At 58.2% G+C, this 16,149-nt stretch carries 18 protein-coding genes; 14 read left to right on the top strand and 4 right to left on the bottom strand.

From position 1 onward, the window contains the following. Nucleotides 1-1,053: bifunctional diguanylate cyclase/phosphodiesterase (locus B3797_RS18270; protein ID WP_311791822.1), on the top strand; the 1,053-nt coding region annotated here is incomplete at its 5' end. A 264-nt stretch (nt 1,054-1,317) separates the two neighbouring features. Beyond that, nucleotides 1,318-1,614: an I78 family peptidase inhibitor gene (locus B3797_RS18265; protein ID WP_311791821.1), complete on the top strand. Its 297-nt coding sequence runs from the start codon at nt 1,318-1,320 to the stop codon at nt 1,612-1,614. A gap of 144 nt (nt 1,615-1,758) precedes the next feature. Here B3797_RS18265 and B3797_RS18260 read toward each other — a convergent pair whose 3' ends face one another. After that, a complete protein-coding gene (locus tag B3797_RS18260) occupies nt 1,759-2,007 on the bottom strand; it encodes a biofilm development regulator YmgB/AriR family protein (RefSeq protein WP_311791820.1) in 249 nt (82 codons plus the stop codon). 422 nt (nt 2,008-2,429) lie between these two features. On the opposite strand from B3797_RS18260, the gene B3797_RS18255 reads away from it, so the two are divergent. Beyond that, a complete protein-coding gene (locus B3797_RS18255) occupies nt 2,430-3,701 on the top strand; it encodes a multidrug efflux MFS transporter (RefSeq protein ID WP_311782136.1) in 1,272 nt (423 codons plus the stop codon). On the opposite strand, the gene B3797_RS18250 is transcribed toward B3797_RS18255, so the two are convergent. Next, nucleotides 3,586-6,711 (bottom strand): beta-galactosidase, encoded by a 3,126-nt coding sequence (locus B3797_RS18250; RefSeq protein ID WP_311791819.1) that lies wholly within the window; start codon nt 6,709-6,711, stop codon nt 3,586-3,588. The two genes, B3797_RS18255 and B3797_RS18250, sit on opposite strands and share 116 nt — an antisense overlap. Before the next feature lie 264 nt (nt 6,712-6,975). Here B3797_RS18250 and B3797_RS18245 point away from each other — a divergent pair, with 264 nt between their 5' ends. From B3797_RS18245 to B3797_RS18225, 5 genes are all read left to right on the top strand, one after another. Further along, nucleotides 6,976-7,128, top strand: a complete 153-nt coding sequence (locus tag B3797_RS18245; protein WP_311782134.1) for a hypothetical protein — start codon at nt 6,976-6,978, stop codon at nt 7,126-7,128. A gap of 208 nt (nt 7,129-7,336) precedes the next feature. Further along, nucleotides 7,337-7,591 carry an anti-adapter protein IraP gene (gene iraP, locus B3797_RS18240; RefSeq protein ID WP_311782133.1) on the top strand — a complete coding sequence of 85 codons (255 nt, stop codon included), beginning with the start codon at nt 7,337-7,339 and terminating at the stop codon, nt 7,589-7,591. A gap of 107 nt (nt 7,592-7,698) precedes the next feature. After that, nucleotides 7,699-8,007 carry a PsiF family protein gene (locus B3797_RS18235; RefSeq protein WP_311782132.1) on the top strand — a complete coding sequence of 103 codons (309 nt, stop codon included), beginning with the start codon at nt 7,699-7,701 and terminating at the stop codon, nt 8,005-8,007. A gap of 203 nt (nt 8,008-8,210) precedes the next feature. Next, entirely contained in the window at nt 8,211-9,122 is a 912-nt protein-coding gene (gene lpxO / locus B3797_RS18230) for a lipid A hydroxylase LpxO (RefSeq protein ID WP_311791818.1), read from the top strand. 169 nt (nt 9,123-9,291) lie between these two features. Further along, nucleotides 9,292-10,821: an FAD-dependent oxidoreductase gene (locus B3797_RS18225; RefSeq protein WP_311791817.1), complete on the top strand. Its 1,530-nt coding sequence runs from the start codon at nt 9,292-9,294 to the stop codon at nt 10,819-10,821. A 40-nt stretch (nt 10,822-10,861) separates the two neighbouring features. On the opposite strand, the gene proC is transcribed toward B3797_RS18225, so the two are convergent. Next, entirely contained in the window at nt 10,862-11,674 is an 813-nt protein-coding gene (gene proC / locus B3797_RS18220) for a pyrroline-5-carboxylate reductase (RefSeq protein ID WP_120451235.1), read from the bottom strand. Between the two features lie 87 nt (nt 11,675-11,761). Between proC and B3797_RS18215 the strand changes: the two genes are divergently transcribed. From B3797_RS18215 to B3797_RS18205, 3 genes are read left to right on the top strand one after another with little or no spacing between them, the layout of a single operon-like run. Further along, nucleotides 11,762-12,271: a hypothetical protein gene (locus B3797_RS18215; protein WP_311791816.1), complete on the top strand. Its 510-nt coding sequence runs from the start codon at nt 11,762-11,764 to the stop codon at nt 12,269-12,271. A 9-nt stretch (nt 12,272-12,280) separates the two neighbouring features. After that, on the top strand, nt 12,281-12,724 hold the full coding sequence (locus B3797_RS18210; protein WP_120451237.1) for a DUF421 domain-containing protein: 444 nt from the start codon (nt 12,281-12,283) through the stop codon (nt 12,722-12,724). A 9-nt stretch (nt 12,725-12,733) separates the two neighbouring features. Continuing rightward, the gene (locus B3797_RS18205) at nt 12,734-13,183 is read left to right on the top strand and encodes a YaiI/YqxD family protein (RefSeq protein ID WP_120451238.1); all 450 of its coding nucleotides are present in this window, start codon (nt 12,734-12,736) and stop codon (nt 13,181-13,183) included. A 2-nt stretch (nt 13,184-13,185) separates the two neighbouring features. Here B3797_RS18205 and B3797_RS18200 read toward each other — a convergent pair whose 3' ends face one another. Continuing rightward, a complete protein-coding gene (locus tag B3797_RS18200) occupies nt 13,186-13,902 on the bottom strand; it encodes a DUF2076 domain-containing protein (protein ID WP_311782127.1) in 717 nt (238 codons plus the stop codon). Between the two features lie 280 nt (nt 13,903-14,182). On the opposite strand from B3797_RS18200, the gene aroL reads away from it, so the two are divergent. From aroL to B3797_RS18185, 3 genes are all read left to right on the top strand, one after another. After that, a complete protein-coding gene (gene aroL, locus B3797_RS18195) occupies nt 14,183-14,707 on the top strand; it encodes a shikimate kinase AroL (RefSeq protein WP_311791815.1) in 525 nt (174 codons plus the stop codon). 123 nt (nt 14,708-14,830) lie between these two features. Then, the gene (locus tag B3797_RS18190; protein WP_120451241.1) at nt 14,831-15,022 is read left to right on the top strand and encodes a YaiA family protein; all 192 of its coding nucleotides are present in this window, start codon (nt 14,831-14,833) and stop codon (nt 15,020-15,022) included. Nucleotides 15,023-15,292: 270 nt separating this feature from the next. After that, nucleotides 15,293-16,054, top strand: coding sequence for an IclR family transcriptional regulator (locus B3797_RS18185; protein ID WP_311782125.1), 762 nt, complete (start codon nt 15,293-15,295; stop codon nt 16,052-16,054). The last annotated feature ends 95 nt before the right edge of the window (nt 16,055-16,149 follow it).

Below are 16,149 nucleotides of genomic sequence, written 5' to 3'. Positions count from 1 at the left end.
GGCGGCGATGAGTTTGTGCTGGTGCTGCACGAGGGCGACGCGGAGATTGTGGAGCACCGCTGCGCCCGACTGCTGCAGGAGGTGCAGCAGCCGATCTATACCGGCCAGCACGCGCACTACCTGACCGCCAGCATCGGCATCGCCTGTGCGCCGCAGGACGCCAGCCATCCCGAAGCGCTGCTGCGCATGTCCGATATCGCCCTTAACGAAGCGCGTGCGGCAGGGCGCAACTGCTGGGTCTGGTACGCCAATAATATGGCCAGCCTGCGCGACCATAAGCGCGATATGGCGCAGCGCATTGAACAGGCGCTGCACAATGAAGAGTTTTGCCTGCACTATCAGCCGCGTTATCAGCTGCAAAGCGACAGGCTGGCGGGAGCGGAAGCGCTGATCCGCTGGCAGCCAGCGGACAGTCAGCCGATCACGCCCGATCGCTTTATCCCGCTGGCGGAGGAGAATGGTTTGATCGTCGCCATCAGCGACTGGGTACTGGCGCGTGCCTGTCGTGATGCCAGCGCCTGGGGCGCGGATCGCTATGTATCGGTCAATATCTCGCCGGTCGAGTTTCGCAGCAATGATTTAGTGCAGCGCGTGGCGCGTGCGCTGGAGAGCAGCGGGCTGCCCGCGACGCGGCTGGAGCTGGAGATTACGGAAAACGTCACCTTCGAACATCCGCAGCAGGCGCTGGAGGTGATGAAAGGGCTGCGCGCGCTGGGGGTACGGCTGACGGTCGATGATTTCGGCACCGGCTATGCGGCGCTGGGCTATCTGAAGACGTTCCCGTTTAACGGGCTGAAGATCGATCGCTCCTGGATGAAGGATTTCCCGGAGTCGCAGCAGGCGGAATCGGTGGTGGCGGGCATTATCGCGCTGGCACACGCCTTTGCGCTGACGATTACGGCAGAAGGGATCGAAACAGAAGCGCAGCTTGACCGATTAAAACAGCTCGCCTGTGAAGAGGGGCAGGGCTACTTTCTCGGGCGGCCGATGCCGCTGACGGACTTTACTGCGCTTCTGGACACGACATCTGCTACTACATCGGTTCGGGCTTAACGTACTTTAACCGCCACGGCGGTCATCAGAACGGCAAAGCCCACAAAAATTGCCAGTTCCATAGGATTCTCCTCAGATTAGTCTTAATAATTCTAGCTATCCGAGCCGGCCATTTTGGTCAGTAAGTGCGATTTATCTGAAAAAAGCAGCGGGAATCGCTGCATATGGCCTGTTAGTGGCGTCTTTTATGGCGCAAAGGGTTAAGCCTGACGCGATGCTTTGTTAGGATCCGGGGCCAGTTCACCCTGTTGATGAGGAGAAAACGTGAAATATTATGGAAAAGCGCTGCTGGCGCTGGGAATGCTCGCCCTGACCGCCTGTCAGTCGGGCAGTAAACCCGATCAAACCGCGTCAGGCGCGGATGCTGAAAGCGACACCTGCGGCGCCTCGCAGTATCAGAGCTACACAGGAAAACCGCTCAGCGCCGTCAACAGCCTGCATTTTGACACGCCGGTGCGCGCCATTCCGTGGAACAGCGCGGTCACGATGGACTTCAATCTGCATCGTCTGAATTTTCTGGCAGACAAGAACGGCACCATCAGCCAGGTGTACTGCGGCTGAGGCGTCATAAAAAAAGCGTCGCATTGTCATGTGCTGGTCATCAAGGGGGACGAGGATGGATCGCGGATAACAGAGATTTCCTCGTCACTCTCAATATGCAATGCTCGTCTTGTTTATTCCCGCCTCGGCGGGAATTTTTTTAGCCTAATCCTGCAAATCGGTTTCCATTAACTGCGCCAGTAACTGACGATAGGTTTCCAGACGACGCGCGTCGCCTTCCACCTCCAGCCGCTGAATAACGCGCGCAATCACGGCCTTATTGGTTGCGGGCTGGCCAGCTTCCATTAATTCGCGCAGGATCACCGCCAGCAGCTCGGACGCCTGCGGAGCGTTCCATGCGGGGCTGTTGAAATAGTCCACGATGTCACGGCTGGCACTGTTTTGAGCTCTCATATTCACCTCCGCTAAGGCGACGGCGCGTCTGTCACGACCTGCGGGGGCAGCGTGATAGTCAACGTGTTTTTTTAACTGTGGACCTGCCGCGGGGATCTGGCGGAGGCGTTAGCGTGGCCAGGACGCCACGCCGACGCCAGTGGAAACTGGCGTTTTTTTAAACATACAACTGACGCCAGCGCTTGTCAGTAACAGGCTGACATATTTTTTCATTTCTCCTGACACTCCGCTGAATCCCGCGCGAAAACGCGCAGCTAAGCGAACGGAATCTCTGCTAAAAAGCGTTAATGGTTTATATAAAAGGATGAAAAAGACGAAGGGCAGCGTAAAAGGGTGTTTTTCCCTGGGTGCCATGTTTTGTCGCTCAGCGATAAAGAGGCGTTGCTAGACTGTTGGCTCCTTCTGTAACCGCCTCTTTGCTCATGCCGTCCACAATTGAATCCTGGAAAATAAATCTTATCTCGGTCTGGTTCGGCTGTTTTTTTACCGGCCTGGCCATCAGTCAGATCATTCCTTTTCTGCCGCTCTATATTGAACAGCTCGGCATCAACGGCGGCGATGCGCTTAGCCTCTGGTCGGGTCTGACCTTCAGCATTACCTTTATCATCTCGGCCGCCGTTGCGCCGCTGTGGGGCAGCCTCGCCGATCGAAAAGGACGCAAGCTGATGCTGCTGCGTGCGGCGTTTGGCATGGGGGTGGTGATCCTGATGCAGGCATTTGTCACCCAGGCCTGGCAACTGCTGCTGCTGCGCGCATTGATGGGCTTAACCTCAGGTTATATCCCCAACGCGATGGCGCTGGTGGCGGCGCAGGTGCCGCGCGAGCGCAGCGGCTGGGCGCTGAGCTGCGTCTCAACCGGGCAAATTGGCGGGGTGATCCTCGGCCCGATGCTCGGCGGGCTGCTTGCTGACTGGGTCGGGCTGCGCATGGTATTTATCGTTACCGCGGCACTGCTGCTGATCAGCTTTCTGGTAACGCTGTTTCTGATTAAGGAGACCGGCTACAAGCCGGTCAGCAAGCAGGATAAGCTGAGCGGGCGCGAGGTATTCGCCTCGCTCGATAATCCCAGGCTGATGCTCTGCCTGTTTGTCACCACCATGGTGATCCAGATGTGCAACGGCTCGGTAAACCCAATCCTGACGCTGTTCGTACGTGAGCTGGCACCGACGGCGGAAAATATTGCCTTCCTCAGCGGCGTTATCGCCGCGCTGCCCGGCATCTCGGCGCTGATTGCGGCACCGCGCCTCGGCAGGCTGGGCGACCGCATCGGCACACAGCGTATTCTGCTGGCGACCATGGTGGCGTCGCTGCTGCTGCTGCTCGCCATGTCTTTCGTTACCAGCGCCACCCAGCTCGGCGTGCTGCGCTTTTTGCTCGGCTTCGCCGACGGCGCGATGATGCCAGCGGTGCAGACGCTGCTGGTGCGGCATTCGCGCGACAACATCACCGGCCGTATCTTCGGCTACAACCAGTCATTTATGTATCTCGGCAACGTCGCCGGCCCGATGCTCGGCGCGGCGGTCTCGGCGCTGACTGGCTACCGCTGGGTCTTCTTCGCCACCGCGCTGGTGGTGCTGCTTAACGTGGTGCTGCTGAAGCGTTTCTACCGTCGTCCGCGCACAGTGCTGGAGCCGAAGGAGAAAAGCGCAGCGCATAACGCCAGCGGCGCTGAGTCAACAGAAACTCGGCGCTGACGCTCGGGCTCCATGAATCGTCGCCGCCCACGCCCATATGCGCGGCGTCCAGATGGAGCCAGCATCCTAGTTCCTCGCGCAGCAGGTGGCGATGCGAAACGTCGCGCAGCTGTTCAAGGCTGTAGCGACTTATTGAGAAGCTGAACTCGCCGCTGACGCGCCACTGGCCGCCATCAAGCTGGCGCGTCCCGCCGCGCAGGCCGTTTTCGCTCGGGAAAACGTAAGGCGTATACAGCGCCTCAAGCGGCAGCTGCCAGCGCGAGAACTGCGCCGCCAGCTGGCGATCCGGATAGTTTTCATGCGGGCCCAGCCCCAGCCAGGCGACCTGCTGCGGCGCGGCGGCGAACTGGCAGCGCAGGCCGATGCGCGCTGGCGCAGGCAGGCTGGACGCCTGCTCCACCTCAACCTCCAGGCTCATTTCGCCCTGCGCGTCGAAGCGGTAGCGTTTACGGCTGAGAAACGCCAGCCTGCCTTGTGCATACCAGCCGTGTAGTACGCTAATCTGCACGTCGTCCGACAGGCTCTCTGTTTCGGTTTGCTCCACGCGGCTTGTCATGGCGTCGTAACCGGCCGCTTTCCAGCGCTCCGACCAGGCGTTGGGATCGATGCGCTCCGCCTCGCTGGTGCCGATATCGTTGTCCAGCGGCGCGCGGATAAAGCAGTCCTGTAAGGGCGACAACAGCATCGCCTGCCCGTCGATAAGCCACTGCGTCAGCTCGCCGCTGCGGCGGTTAAAGTGCCAGCGCTGACCGCGGTGCGCCACGGCGATAGTGTCCTCATCGACGTTGAGCGTTGGCGGCTCGCCTGCTGCTGGCAGCACTGGCAGCGCCAGCGCGGCGGGCAGCGGCCACTGGTGCCAGGCGACGCGCCAGTCAGCTTCGGACCAGGACGTTGCTGCGCGCTGATGTACGGCGACATTCAGCCAGCACTCGCCCGTCAGGTTTTCCGCTGGCGGGACGCTAATACGCTGCGCGCCCTGCGGCGGAATATCCAGCGTGACTTCGCCCTGCGCCACTACTTCGCCCTGCTGCTCGATACGCCAGCGCAGCAGCTCGTTATCGCTGCGGCGAAACAGGTAGTCGCTGCTGACGGTAAAGTTCCAGGGATCGCCGGCATCTGGCGCAAAGTGGAAAAACTGCTGCGCGCGCTGTGCTTCGAACAGCGCCGGATGCGGCGTGCGGTCAGCAAATACCAGGCCGTTCATGCAGAACTGCCGGTCGTTGGGTTTGTCGCCGAAATCGCCGCCGTAGGCCTGCCAGGCCAGCCCGTTTTCGTCATAGCGCGTCAGGCTTTGATCGACCCAGTCCCAGACGAAGCCGCCCTGCAGACGTGGAAACTGGCGAAACGCCTGCCAGTATTTTGCAAAGCCGCCCAGGCTGTTGCCCATGGCGTGCGCATATTCACACAGGATCAGCGGGCGGTTTTCGCCCGGCAGGCCGATCCACTTCTTCAGCGACCATTTCGGTACGGCGGGGAAGGGCTGATCTTCATCGACGCGGGCATACATCGGACAAAGAATATCGGTCGCCGCGCTGTTGGCGCCCCCGCCTTCATACTGCACAGGGCGGGTTGGATCGGCGCTTTTCACCCAGCGATAGAGCGCATCGTGCGTGCTGCCATGTCCCGACTCATTGCCCAGCGACCAGATAATAATGCTGCAGTGGTTGCGATCGCGCTGCACCATACGCGTCACGCGCTCGCTAAAGGCGGCGAACCAGCGCGGATCGTCCGCCAGACGGCTCATTGGCTGCATGCCGTGGGTTTCAATATTGGCTTCATCCACCACATAAAGGCCGTAGCGGTCGCACAGGCGATACCAGAGGGGATGGTCAGGATAGTGCGAGCAGCGCACCGCGTTAAAGTTATGCTGCTTCATCAGTTCGATGTCGCGCCGCATCAGCGCTTCATCCACAACCTGGCCTTTCTCCGGATGATGCTCGTGGCGGTTTACCCCGCGTATCAGCAGCGGCTGCCCGTTCAGGCAGAGCAGTCCGTTTTCAATGGCGACGCGGCGGAAGCCGACATCATACGCCTCAACCTCTACCACCTCGCCTTGCGCATCGAGCAGCGCCAGCGTGGCGCGATAGAGGGTCGGGATTTCGGCGCTCCACAGCGCGGGCGCGTCAACGCGCAGCCTCAGTTCGGCGCGATCGCCATAGTGGCCGCGTTCGTCAATTATGGCGCTGCCGAGCGGCTGCTCGACAACGCCCACCTGCGCGCCATCCCGCCACAGCGTCAGCCGCAAGCGCAGGGCGGCGTCCTGTGCGGTTACGCGCACGCGCGCCAGCAGGTCAGCGCTGCGATACTCCGGGCTGAGCAGCGTCTCCAGCTGAACGTCAGCAAGATGCGTTTCCGGTTTATGCAGCAGCGAGACGTCGCGGAAGATGCCGCTCATGCGCCACATATCCTGATCTTCCAGCCAGGTGCCGTCACTCCAGCGCAGCACCATCACCGCAATGCGGTTAACGCCGCGCACCAGCGCCGCGCTGAGGTCAAATTCAGCCGGCAGACGGCTGTCCTGCGAATAGCCTATCCACTGACCGTTGCACCAGAGATAAAAAGCGGAGCTGACGCCATCAAAAATAATGCGCGTTTGCCCCGCCTCCGGCCAGCTCTCGTCAATAGTGAATGTGAGCGAATAACAGCCTGTCGGATTCTCACGCGGCACGCAGGGCGGAGTCATCGGGATCGGATACTGAACGTTGGTATAAACAGGCGCGTCATAACCATGCATCTGCCAGTTTGAGGGCACCGGCAGGGAAGCGGTATCAGGCAGATCCTGCAGCAGCCAGCTGTGCGGCACCGCTTCAGGGCAGCTAAAGTAGCTGAAGCCCCATAGGCCATTCAGGCTACGTAGCGCGGATGACGGCTGTTCGTCGCGCGCCGCCGTTTCACTGCGCCAGCTGGCGAAGGGTGGATGGGCGTCGAGGCGCTTAAGGCTGGTAACGACCGGGTTCTCCCAGTCGCGGCGGGCCAGGATGTCACTCAGCGAAATCGGCGAAGCAGGCATGACAGAATCCTCATAAATGTATTGCGCTCACAATGAGGCTTTTCCCGTTTGCTGTAAAGCGCGTCGGTTGAATACTGTGCTCAATGTTTTACGTCACTCTGCGTCGGAAAGGGGCCGGATATGATTTTTGTGTCACTTTCGTGCCAGCAAATTGTTAAGCCTGGTATGCAATGGTTAATACCGCGCTGAGTAAGAGTATTCTCTCTTGTCGCCCTGTCCGGGCACTCATACACTCAGCCCGTTTTCATCTATCCTGAGGTTGTTATGGTACGTATTGCTAAAATTGCCGCGGTCGTGGCGCTGGTTACCGCGCTGAGCGGTTGTCTTTTCCCGCCTCCGGGCGGCGGCGGTGGTGGCGGTGGCCCTGGCGGCGGCGGTTGGGGCGGGCCGGGTCACGGTTTCGCTGGCCCGCGTTAATCCCGCATAGCATCCGCTTTATTAAGGGCTGAAACGATTTACGTCTCGCTTAATTAGCCGTAAAACGTTTCGCCCGCTTCTTAAAATTCGTTTAGCCCCTGTTTTAATAAAAGTGATGATAAGCAGCCGAGGAAAATCGGCTGAAAGCGCTATGTTTTTATTTTAGCGAATGATAACGTCTGCTTTTATTAACCTGTGAGACAAGGGCATGAAGAACCTTATCGCTGAATTACTGGTAAAGCTGGCGGCTAAAGAAGCAGAGTCTAAGGAACTGGTGGCTCAGGTTGAGGCACTGGAGATTGTCGTGACGGCAATGCTGCGTAAGCTTGAGCCGGAACAGCAGCACGCTATCGCTGCAGGCATCGATAACGCCATGCAGAATGCGAATGCCGACACCACGAGTGAAGATGCACTTCTGTTGCGTAACTATCTGGACAAATTACTTAACCATCCTCGCGTCTGATCGTTATAACCCGGCTGTGCGATCGAGGCTGCAAAATCGCGCAAAGTTTCATCGCGCTGTTTTCCTCGTGCCAGAATTAACGGATTGTTCATTGTGGAGTCCCAACCATGAAGTTGCATTTAGCGGCAGTAGTGATGGCAGGTTTGCTGACCAGCGGCGTCGGCGCGGTGCATGCCGCCGAAAAAACGGCGCAGCAGCAAAAAATGACCCAGTGCAATCAGCACGCCACTTCGCAAAACCTGAAGGGCGACGCGCGTAAATCTTTTATGAGCGAGTGCCTGAAAAAAGAGAGCAAGATGTCCAGCATGTCGCCGCAGCAGATAAAAATGAAAAGCTGTAATACCGAAGCGGGTAATAAAAAGCTCAGCGGCGACGCCCGTAAAACCTTTATGAGCAGCTGCCTGAAAAAAGCCTGATCCTCCTCTGTTTTACACGGCCGCGCCGCGGCCGTGATCGTCTCTTCGCCCACGCCGTTTAACCTGCGTTTAATAAAGACGCCGCTCGCCGCACGCGTTGCAAAAACGTTAAATAAAAATTTATCTAAATATTATTTCCTCTTAATTTCATTACGTTTAGCGCAATCGAACCTGTCACAAGTGCAACATAAGGAACCCGTTGTATGGTCGCGGCTATTATTATTGGCGTCTTTCTGCTGAGCGTTTTTTATGCCCATTCTCGCGGTATAGAAAAACAGACTTTATCGCGCCAGCTTTTCGATCACTCCACTTTTATGGCACCGATAAATATGTTTATGACCGGCTTTTCAACGCTGCCGGCAAAACAGCCCTATTTTCCAGTAGACGATTTTCCCGAACTGCGTCAGCTCACCGACAACTGGCAGGTGATCCGTGAAGAGGCGCTGCGCCTGCAGGATCATATTAAGGCGGCACAGACCAACAACGACGCCGGCTTTAACACCTTTTTTAAACGCGGCTGGAAGCGTTTTTACCTCAAGTGGTACAGCGATGCGCATCCTTCGGCGCGCGAACTCTGCCCGGTCACGACCGAACTGGTCAGCCGTATTTCCTCCGTGAAGGCGGCAATGTTCGCCGAACTGCCGGCGGGCAGCCACCTGGGCAAACACCGCGATCCCTATGCCGGATCGGTGCGCTACCATCTTGGCCTGCAAACGCCGAATGACGATCGCTGCTTTATTGAGGTTGATGGCCAGCGCCATAGCTGGCGCGACGGCGAGGCGGTGATTTTTGACGAAACCTATGTGCATTGGGCGCAAAACGAGAGCGAGCAGACGCGCATTATCCTGTTTTGCGACATCGAGCGGCCAATGAAATGGCGCTGGGCGCAGGCGGTGAACCACTGGGTCGGCAGTTCGCTGATGTCGGCAGCCGCCTCGCCCAATGATGAAAACGACCGCACCGGCTTTATCAACCGCATCTTTAAATATGTCTATGCGCTGCGCAATGCGGGTCAGAACCTGAAGAAGCGTAACCGTAAACTCTACTACTGGGTAAAACATGGCCTGATCGTTGCGATATTCGCCCTGATTATTATTCCCAGCCTCTTCTTTTAATATTCACACTTGCTAAAACTTTAAACAGGCGGCTTAACAAGGAGTTAACCGCTTTTTTTATTTTCAGACTCAGGCTCCCGCTTTCCTTTGCCACACTTACTTTTTGTAGGGGATTAGCCGCGCCCGCAAGCGGCGTATCTATTAATAACGACAAAGAAGGAGCCATGTCATGAATTACCAGCCCGTTATCGCCTTAAAGGACCTGCCTGAACGCCAGCCGACCAAAACGAAAATTGCCGACACCGATATCCTGCTGGTGCGTGACGGAGATAAAGTGCGCGCTTATCAGGCCAAATGCCCCCACGCAGGCGCGCCGCTGGAGCAGGGCGCTATCTGCGGCGATAAGCTGATCTGCCCCTGGCATAAAGCCGTGTTTGCGCTGGAAGATGGCCATATGTGCGAGCCGCTGGCGCTGGCCGATCTCAAACAGTTTCCGCTTCGCGTCGAGAATGGCATTGTGCAGGTCAATCCTAAAGCCATGTCATCGGCGACGCCCATCGGCAGCGGCGGCGAGGCACCGGTGTATGCTGTCCTCGGCGGCGGTGCGGCGGGCAGCGCAGCGATCTGGACGCTGCGCCGCGAAGGGTTTAAAGGCAAGGTGGTGCTGGTAGAGCGCGAGCCGGATGCGCCTTACGACCGCACCGCGCTGACCAAATTTGTGCCCTCCGGCAAGATGGATATCAAGGATGTGCCGCGCATTTTAAAAGAGGACATTTTGCAGCATGTGGATCGCGCGCAGGGCGAGGTATCACGTCTCGACACGCGTGAACAGCGTATCCACTTCGCTGACGGCGCGTCGCTCTTTTACGACAAACTGCTTATCGCCTCCGGCGGCGCGCCGCAGCGTCCCGATCTGCCGGGCAGCGATCTGGCGGGTGTGCATCTGCTGCGTTCGCGGGATCAGGCCGACGCGCTGCTGCAAGAGGTCGATCAGAGCCAGCAACTGGTGATTATCGGCAACAGCTTTATCGGTATGGAGATGGCGTCGGCGCTGCGCAACCGCGATATCGAAGTCAGCGTGGTGGCGCGGCATCCGCTGCCGTTTGCGCGCCAGTTCGGCGAGCAGGTGGGGCGTTATTTCCGCGATCTACACGGCAGCAATGGCGTTCACTTTGTGGATGGCGATCCGGCGGAGCTGGAGGGAGAACATCACGTGACCGGGCTGCGTATGCAGGATGGCCAACGCATCAAAGCGGACGTGGTGCTGCTGGCGACCGGCATCCGGCCCGCTACCGGTTTTATTCACGATCTGCCGCTGCGAGAGGATGGCAGTCTGCTTGCCGACAGCCAGCTGCGCGTCACGGAGAACGTCTGGGTGGCAGGGGATATCGCCAGCTATCTGACGCCGCAGGGGCCGCTGCGCATCGAGCACTATCGTGTCGCGCATCAGCAGGGGCGCATCGCCGCTTTTAACATGCTGGACAAGCGCGTCATGTACGACCGCGTGCCCTTTTTCTGGACCACGCACTTCGGCACGCGCTACGAGTATCTTGGCCATGCGCAAGAGTGGGATGAGTACCGTTTGATCGGCTCGCTGGAGGAGAAAAAGTTTATTGCGCTCTATGGTCAGCAGGGGAAGCTGGCGGCGGTCTTTTCCTGCGGCATGTACACGCTGACGGCGGCGCTGGTGCTGGAGATGCAGCAGCCGATGACGATGGGGCAGGCGCTGGCGGTGGTGGAAAGCCGACAGCAGGCGTAGCGACAGCGGGCGGAGCCGGTTTGCGGCTCCGCCCGGCATACTATTTCTTGCTTAGCGCTTCAGACTTCGCCATGCACTGCTGCATCGCTTCCATTACGGCGGCGCGAAAGCCTTTCTCTTCCAGCACCTTCACCGCTTCGATAGTGGTGCCGCCAGGCGAGCAGACCATATCTTTCAGCTCGGCTGGGTGTTTTCCTGTCTCCAGTACCATCTGCGCCGAGCCTTTTACCGCCTGCGCAGCGAACTGGTAGGCCTGGGCGCGCGGCATGCCGCCGAGCACAGCAGCATCTGCCATCGCCTCGATAAACATAAATACGTAAGCCGGCGCGGAGCCGCTGACGCCAACCACCGAGTGGATCAGATACTCGCTGACCACGGCCGCTTTGCCGAAGCTCTCAAAAATCGACACCACTTCGTCGATCTCCGCTTGCTCAACCAGCACGTTAGGGGTAACGGAGGTCATGCCTTCGTTGACCAGCGCTGGCGTATTCGGCATGACGCGGACGATCTTGCGGTCGTGGCCCAGCACCGTCGCCAGCGAGTCGAGCGTTACGCCCGCCGCGATAGAGACCACCAGCGCCTCTTTTTTCAGCTGGTTCGCCAGATCTTTCAGCACCTTCAGAATGACATTGGGTTTTACCGCGCCGAACAGAATATCCACCTCGCGCGCCAGCGCCTCGGCGCTCTCTGCGGCATGGATGCCGTGTTCGCGCGCCAGCGCCTGGTTAGTCTCCGCTTTGCGGTCAAAAACCCAGATATTCGACGGCGCAACCTGGCCGCTTTTCACCAGTCCGCCGATAATGGCTTTAGCCATATTGCCGCCGCCGATAAACCCAATTTTCTTCTCCAGCATCGCCGTATCCTTAAGAAAGTTCGAAAATCTTAACGTGTTAGCTTACTTCAGCCAGGATTAATAACAAGTCAGCAAGGAGAACAGCGCATGGCAGATAATGAAAATGAAAGTCGGCATTACCCGGTTAAAGAGAATATGCCGTGGCAGCGTATTGAGTGGCGGATCCAGCATGCGGGTTTCGCGCTGCTGCTGCTGATCGTCTTTGCCGGCGCGGCAGGTCTTTTTTCAAAAGGATGGCTGAGCAATCAGAGCGCCAGCAGCGCGGATAAACGGCTGAGCGTAGAGTATGAACGCTTCGGGCGGCGGGAAAGCAACATGGATATGACGCTGCACTTAAAGCAGCTGCGCGGCGATTATTACCAGGTGCGGCTGCGCGGCCCGCAGCTGGACGATATTCAGCTGCAAACGCTCCAGCCGCAGCCGGACGACGCCTGGAGTACCGGAGACAGTCTGCTGCTGCGCTGGAAGCGGCGCGCCGATCAGCAGGACGCCACGGTCTGGATCGGCACGCAGGCGCAGAACTTTGGCAGCTATCGGCTTACTGTCACGCTCGACGAGACGTCAGAGGTGCAGTTTAGTCAGTTTGTTTATCCTTAGGAGATCCATATGGAAACGGTTTTGCGCGCAGCCAGCATGTACCTGCTGTTGATGGTGGTGTTTAAAATCGCCGGACGGCGCACGCTAATGGAGATGACCTCGTTCGACCTGATTCTGCTGCTGATTATCAGTGAGGCGACGCAGCAGGCGCTGCTCGGCGATGATTTTTCCGTCACGGGCGCCGGACTGACTATCGTAACGCTTATCGTCATCGATATTTTGTTCGGCACCATGAAAACCCGCTTTCCGCGCGTCGAGCGGCTGATCGACGGCTCCTCGCTGATTCTGGTGGAGGAGGGCAAGCTGCTGCGCCAGCGGGCGAAACGCGCGGGCGTAGACGAAGAGGATATTCTGCAAAGCGCGCGCAGCTCGCAGGGGCTGGAGCGGCTGGACCAAATAAAGTTTGCCATTCTGGAGAAGACCGGCAAGATCTCCATTATTCCCAAAGAGTAAGGAAAGAAGATGGTTATCTGGGTTGATGCCGACGCCTGCCCCAACGTCATTAAAGAGGTGCTCTACCGCGCGGCGGACCGTACCAAAACGCAGGTGACCTTTGTCGCCAATCAGTCGCTGCGCGTTCCGCCGTCGCCCTGGCTAAAAACGCTGCGCGTGCCCGCCGGCTTTGACGTAGCGGATAATGAGATCGTAAAGCGGGTGGAGAAAGGCGATCTGGTGATAACCGCCGATATCCCGCTGGCGGCGGAAGTGCTGGAAAAAGGGGGCGAGGCGCTCAATCCGCGCGGCGAGCGCTATTCGCACGCCACTATCCGTGAAAAGCTAACCATGCGCGACTTTATGGATACGATGCGCGCCAGCGGCGTGCAAACTGGCGGTCCGGCGGCCATGAGTCCGCGAGACCGCCAGCAGTTCGCTAATGCGCTCGACAGCTGGCTTACGCAGCGCCAGCGTTAACGTCAGACGAAACTGTCGTCGTCGTCGTTAAAGTCGTCGAAGCTGTCGTTGCCGACGTCGTTGAAGTCGTTATTGTCCGCGTAGTTGTTATCCCAGCCGTTGTTCTGGTCGAGGAAACCATTTCCGCCGCTGTTAAAGGTGTCGAGATTCTCATCCACCTGCGGCAATGGCGGCTCGTTGATAATATTGACGATCTCTTCCGGCTGCGAGTGATGGAACAGGCTGGTCAGCATATTCGCTGCCACTACGCCGCCTGCGACGCCGACCGCTGTTTGCAGCGCGCCGCCAAGAAAACCGGTGCCGCGCGCCGGAGCGGCCGGGGCGTTGTTATACTGCGGCGGCTGCTGCGCGTTGTTCCATGCGGGCTGCTGTTGCTGCGGCGCGCTGTTCCAGACGGGCTGTTGCTGCTGCGGCGCAGAGGGCTGTTGCCGCGAACCGCCGAACAGGCTCGACAAAAATCCGCCGCTGCTCTGCTGCTGCGGCTGTTGTTGCTGCTGCGCCAGACGGCTTTCCAGCTCGGTGATGCGCTCGTTGAGTTTCTTCATCGCAGCTTCCTGAATCAGGATCGCCTGCGCCATATAGTAGGGCGCGCCGGGCTGCTGCTGCAGATGCTCTTTAATCAGCTGTTCCGCCGCCGCGTCGCGGGGGCCGGTCTGGCTCTCGGCCTGTTTCAGTCGGCTGAACAGACCTTCAATCAATTGGTGTTCCTGGCTATACATGAGGGCTCTCCTGTTACGACTTAATAAGTATATGGGGGCGGGATGCGACAAAGTAAAATCCGCCAGGTAAGCAAATGTTGCCGCCGCTTGATCTTCCCCGATCTGCACGAAATACGCATGGTTAACCCGCTAAATTTTAATGAAATCTTTGTGAAAGTGATAAAAGGATGCGCATTTCCTGCTTCGCGGGTGGAGGCTATAGCGGTTTCCAGTTATTATGCGTCGCATTATTAAGCGATACGCCGCGTTATACGGCCTGCAACGGCGGAGGAACTGCCCGATGTCTTTACCCATTTATCTGATCGGCGCGCGCGGCTGCGGCAAAACCACGGTAGGCGAAGCCTTATCACGCGCGCTGGGCTACGCCTTTCGCGATACCGACCACCATCTTCAGCTCAGCACGCAGCGCAGCGTCGCCCAGATTGTGGCGCAAGAGGGATGGGAAGGCTTTCGCGCGCGGGAAACCGAGTCGCTGAAGGCGGTTACCGCGCCAGCGACCGTTATCGCCACCGGCGGCGGCATGGTGCTGGCGGAGCATAATCGTCGCTTTATGCGCGAGCAGGGGCGGGTGATCTGGCTCAGCGCGCCGTCGCATATTCTGGCGCAGCGGCTGGAGAGCCAGCCGGAAGCGGCGCAGCGACCCACGCTGACCGGCCGTCCCATTGCCGAAGAGATGGGCGATATTTTGCGCGAGCGCGCGCACCTTTATCGCGACGCCGCACATCATGAAGTCAACGCCATGCAGGCCCCCGATCGCGTTATTGAGGAGATTCTGCAGTCACTGTCGCTGGCGCGCGCCAGCTAATTGTTACGCTTTTTCCTCAGATTCTTCCCGCTTTCCCGTCTGGGTAGCGTAGCCTGGCTATACTGATTCTCTGACGGGAATCGTCTCGTCGTGTGGAATACGATCAGCCAGGAGGGATTGAATATGCCAACCAGACCACCTTATCCACGTGAAGCCCGCGTCGTCACCGTTGAGAAGGGGCCGCCGGGCAGCACCGTAAAGTCATGGGAGTTACGTGCCGATCATCCATCGCCCAATACTTTAATTAGCGAACATACTACGGAAGCTGAAGCGCAGGATGCCAAAGTCCGTTATGAGGATGTGGAAAAAGAATAGGGCAATCTCTCTGGCAGGGACGCCAGCCTTCATTTTATTTCTCCTGCGTCTGTATTTGCTGTTATTCCCTGCATCTGAGCAGTAAATATCCCATCCATTCTGCTATTTCTCGTAACTGCCCTATAAAATCATTTCTCTTTGCTTCTCACCCTGTTATTTGACTGCGCCATATTTCCCCTCGCTTAAATTGTCGCTTGACCCCTATTCCATCGCGCTTTAGTTTTAGGGCATCGATACAGGAACTGAGTTCCATATAGTGAAACTGGCAATATGACCACACTCGAAAACGCTGCCGCGGTGCTTAAGCTGTTTCAGCAAAAAGGCGTATCGCAGGGGAACCCTGGGCTGACGTTTACCGATGTCGTCGAGGCGCTGCGGCTGCCGAAAAGCACCGTATCGCGACTGCTTGCCACGATGGAAAGTCAGGGAATGCTGGAGCGGGACGCAGAGAGCCGTTGTTTTCATATTGGCCGCGTGCTGCTGTCGGTCGCCGGGCACTATCTCTCCGCGCCGCTGGTGGACAGCGCCTCGCCCGCAATGGCGCGGCTGGCGGATAAAACAGGCAGTATTGGCTATATCTCGCGCCTCGACGGGCGCGATTTGGTGGTGATGCGTATGTTTCACGGACGTCACTTTACCCAGCTGGTGACGCCGCCGGGAAGCCGCATGCCCGCGGCCGCGACCTCCACCGGCCGCGTGCTGCTGGCGCAGTTGAGCGAAGATGAGGTGCGCCAGCGCTACCACGATGCCTGGGAGACGCTGCCGCCCAATTCACCGCAAACGCTGGATGCGCTTTGCGCGCAGCTGACGGAGATCCGCCGCCAGAACTGGTCACTGGCGCGCAACGAAACCTTGCCCGGCATCAGTTCAATCTCTGTCGCGCTGCATAACAAATATCATGGCGATACGGTGGCGCTTTGCCTTTCATTTTTATCGCAAGAAAATGCGCCGGGCTATCCGTCTGCGCTGCTGGAAGAATTACGCATAACGGCCAGCGATCTGGCCGAGAAATATGGCGCAACGCCACTCTGAATTCATTTTTTATCGGCGCAATACTTTCGCCACACCGGGAAAAAGCCAGGCCTTCGGGCCTGTTTATTCACACTCACGGACGAAATAAAAAAACG

Source organism: Pantoea sp. UBA5923, from assembly GCF_002431095.1.
Classification (GTDB): Bacteria; Pseudomonadota; Gammaproteobacteria; order Enterobacterales; family Enterobacteriaceae; genus Pantoea; species Pantoea piersonii.
Note: the sequence above shows the minus strand (reverse complement) of the source record. Positions and strands in the feature narration are given on the sequence as shown.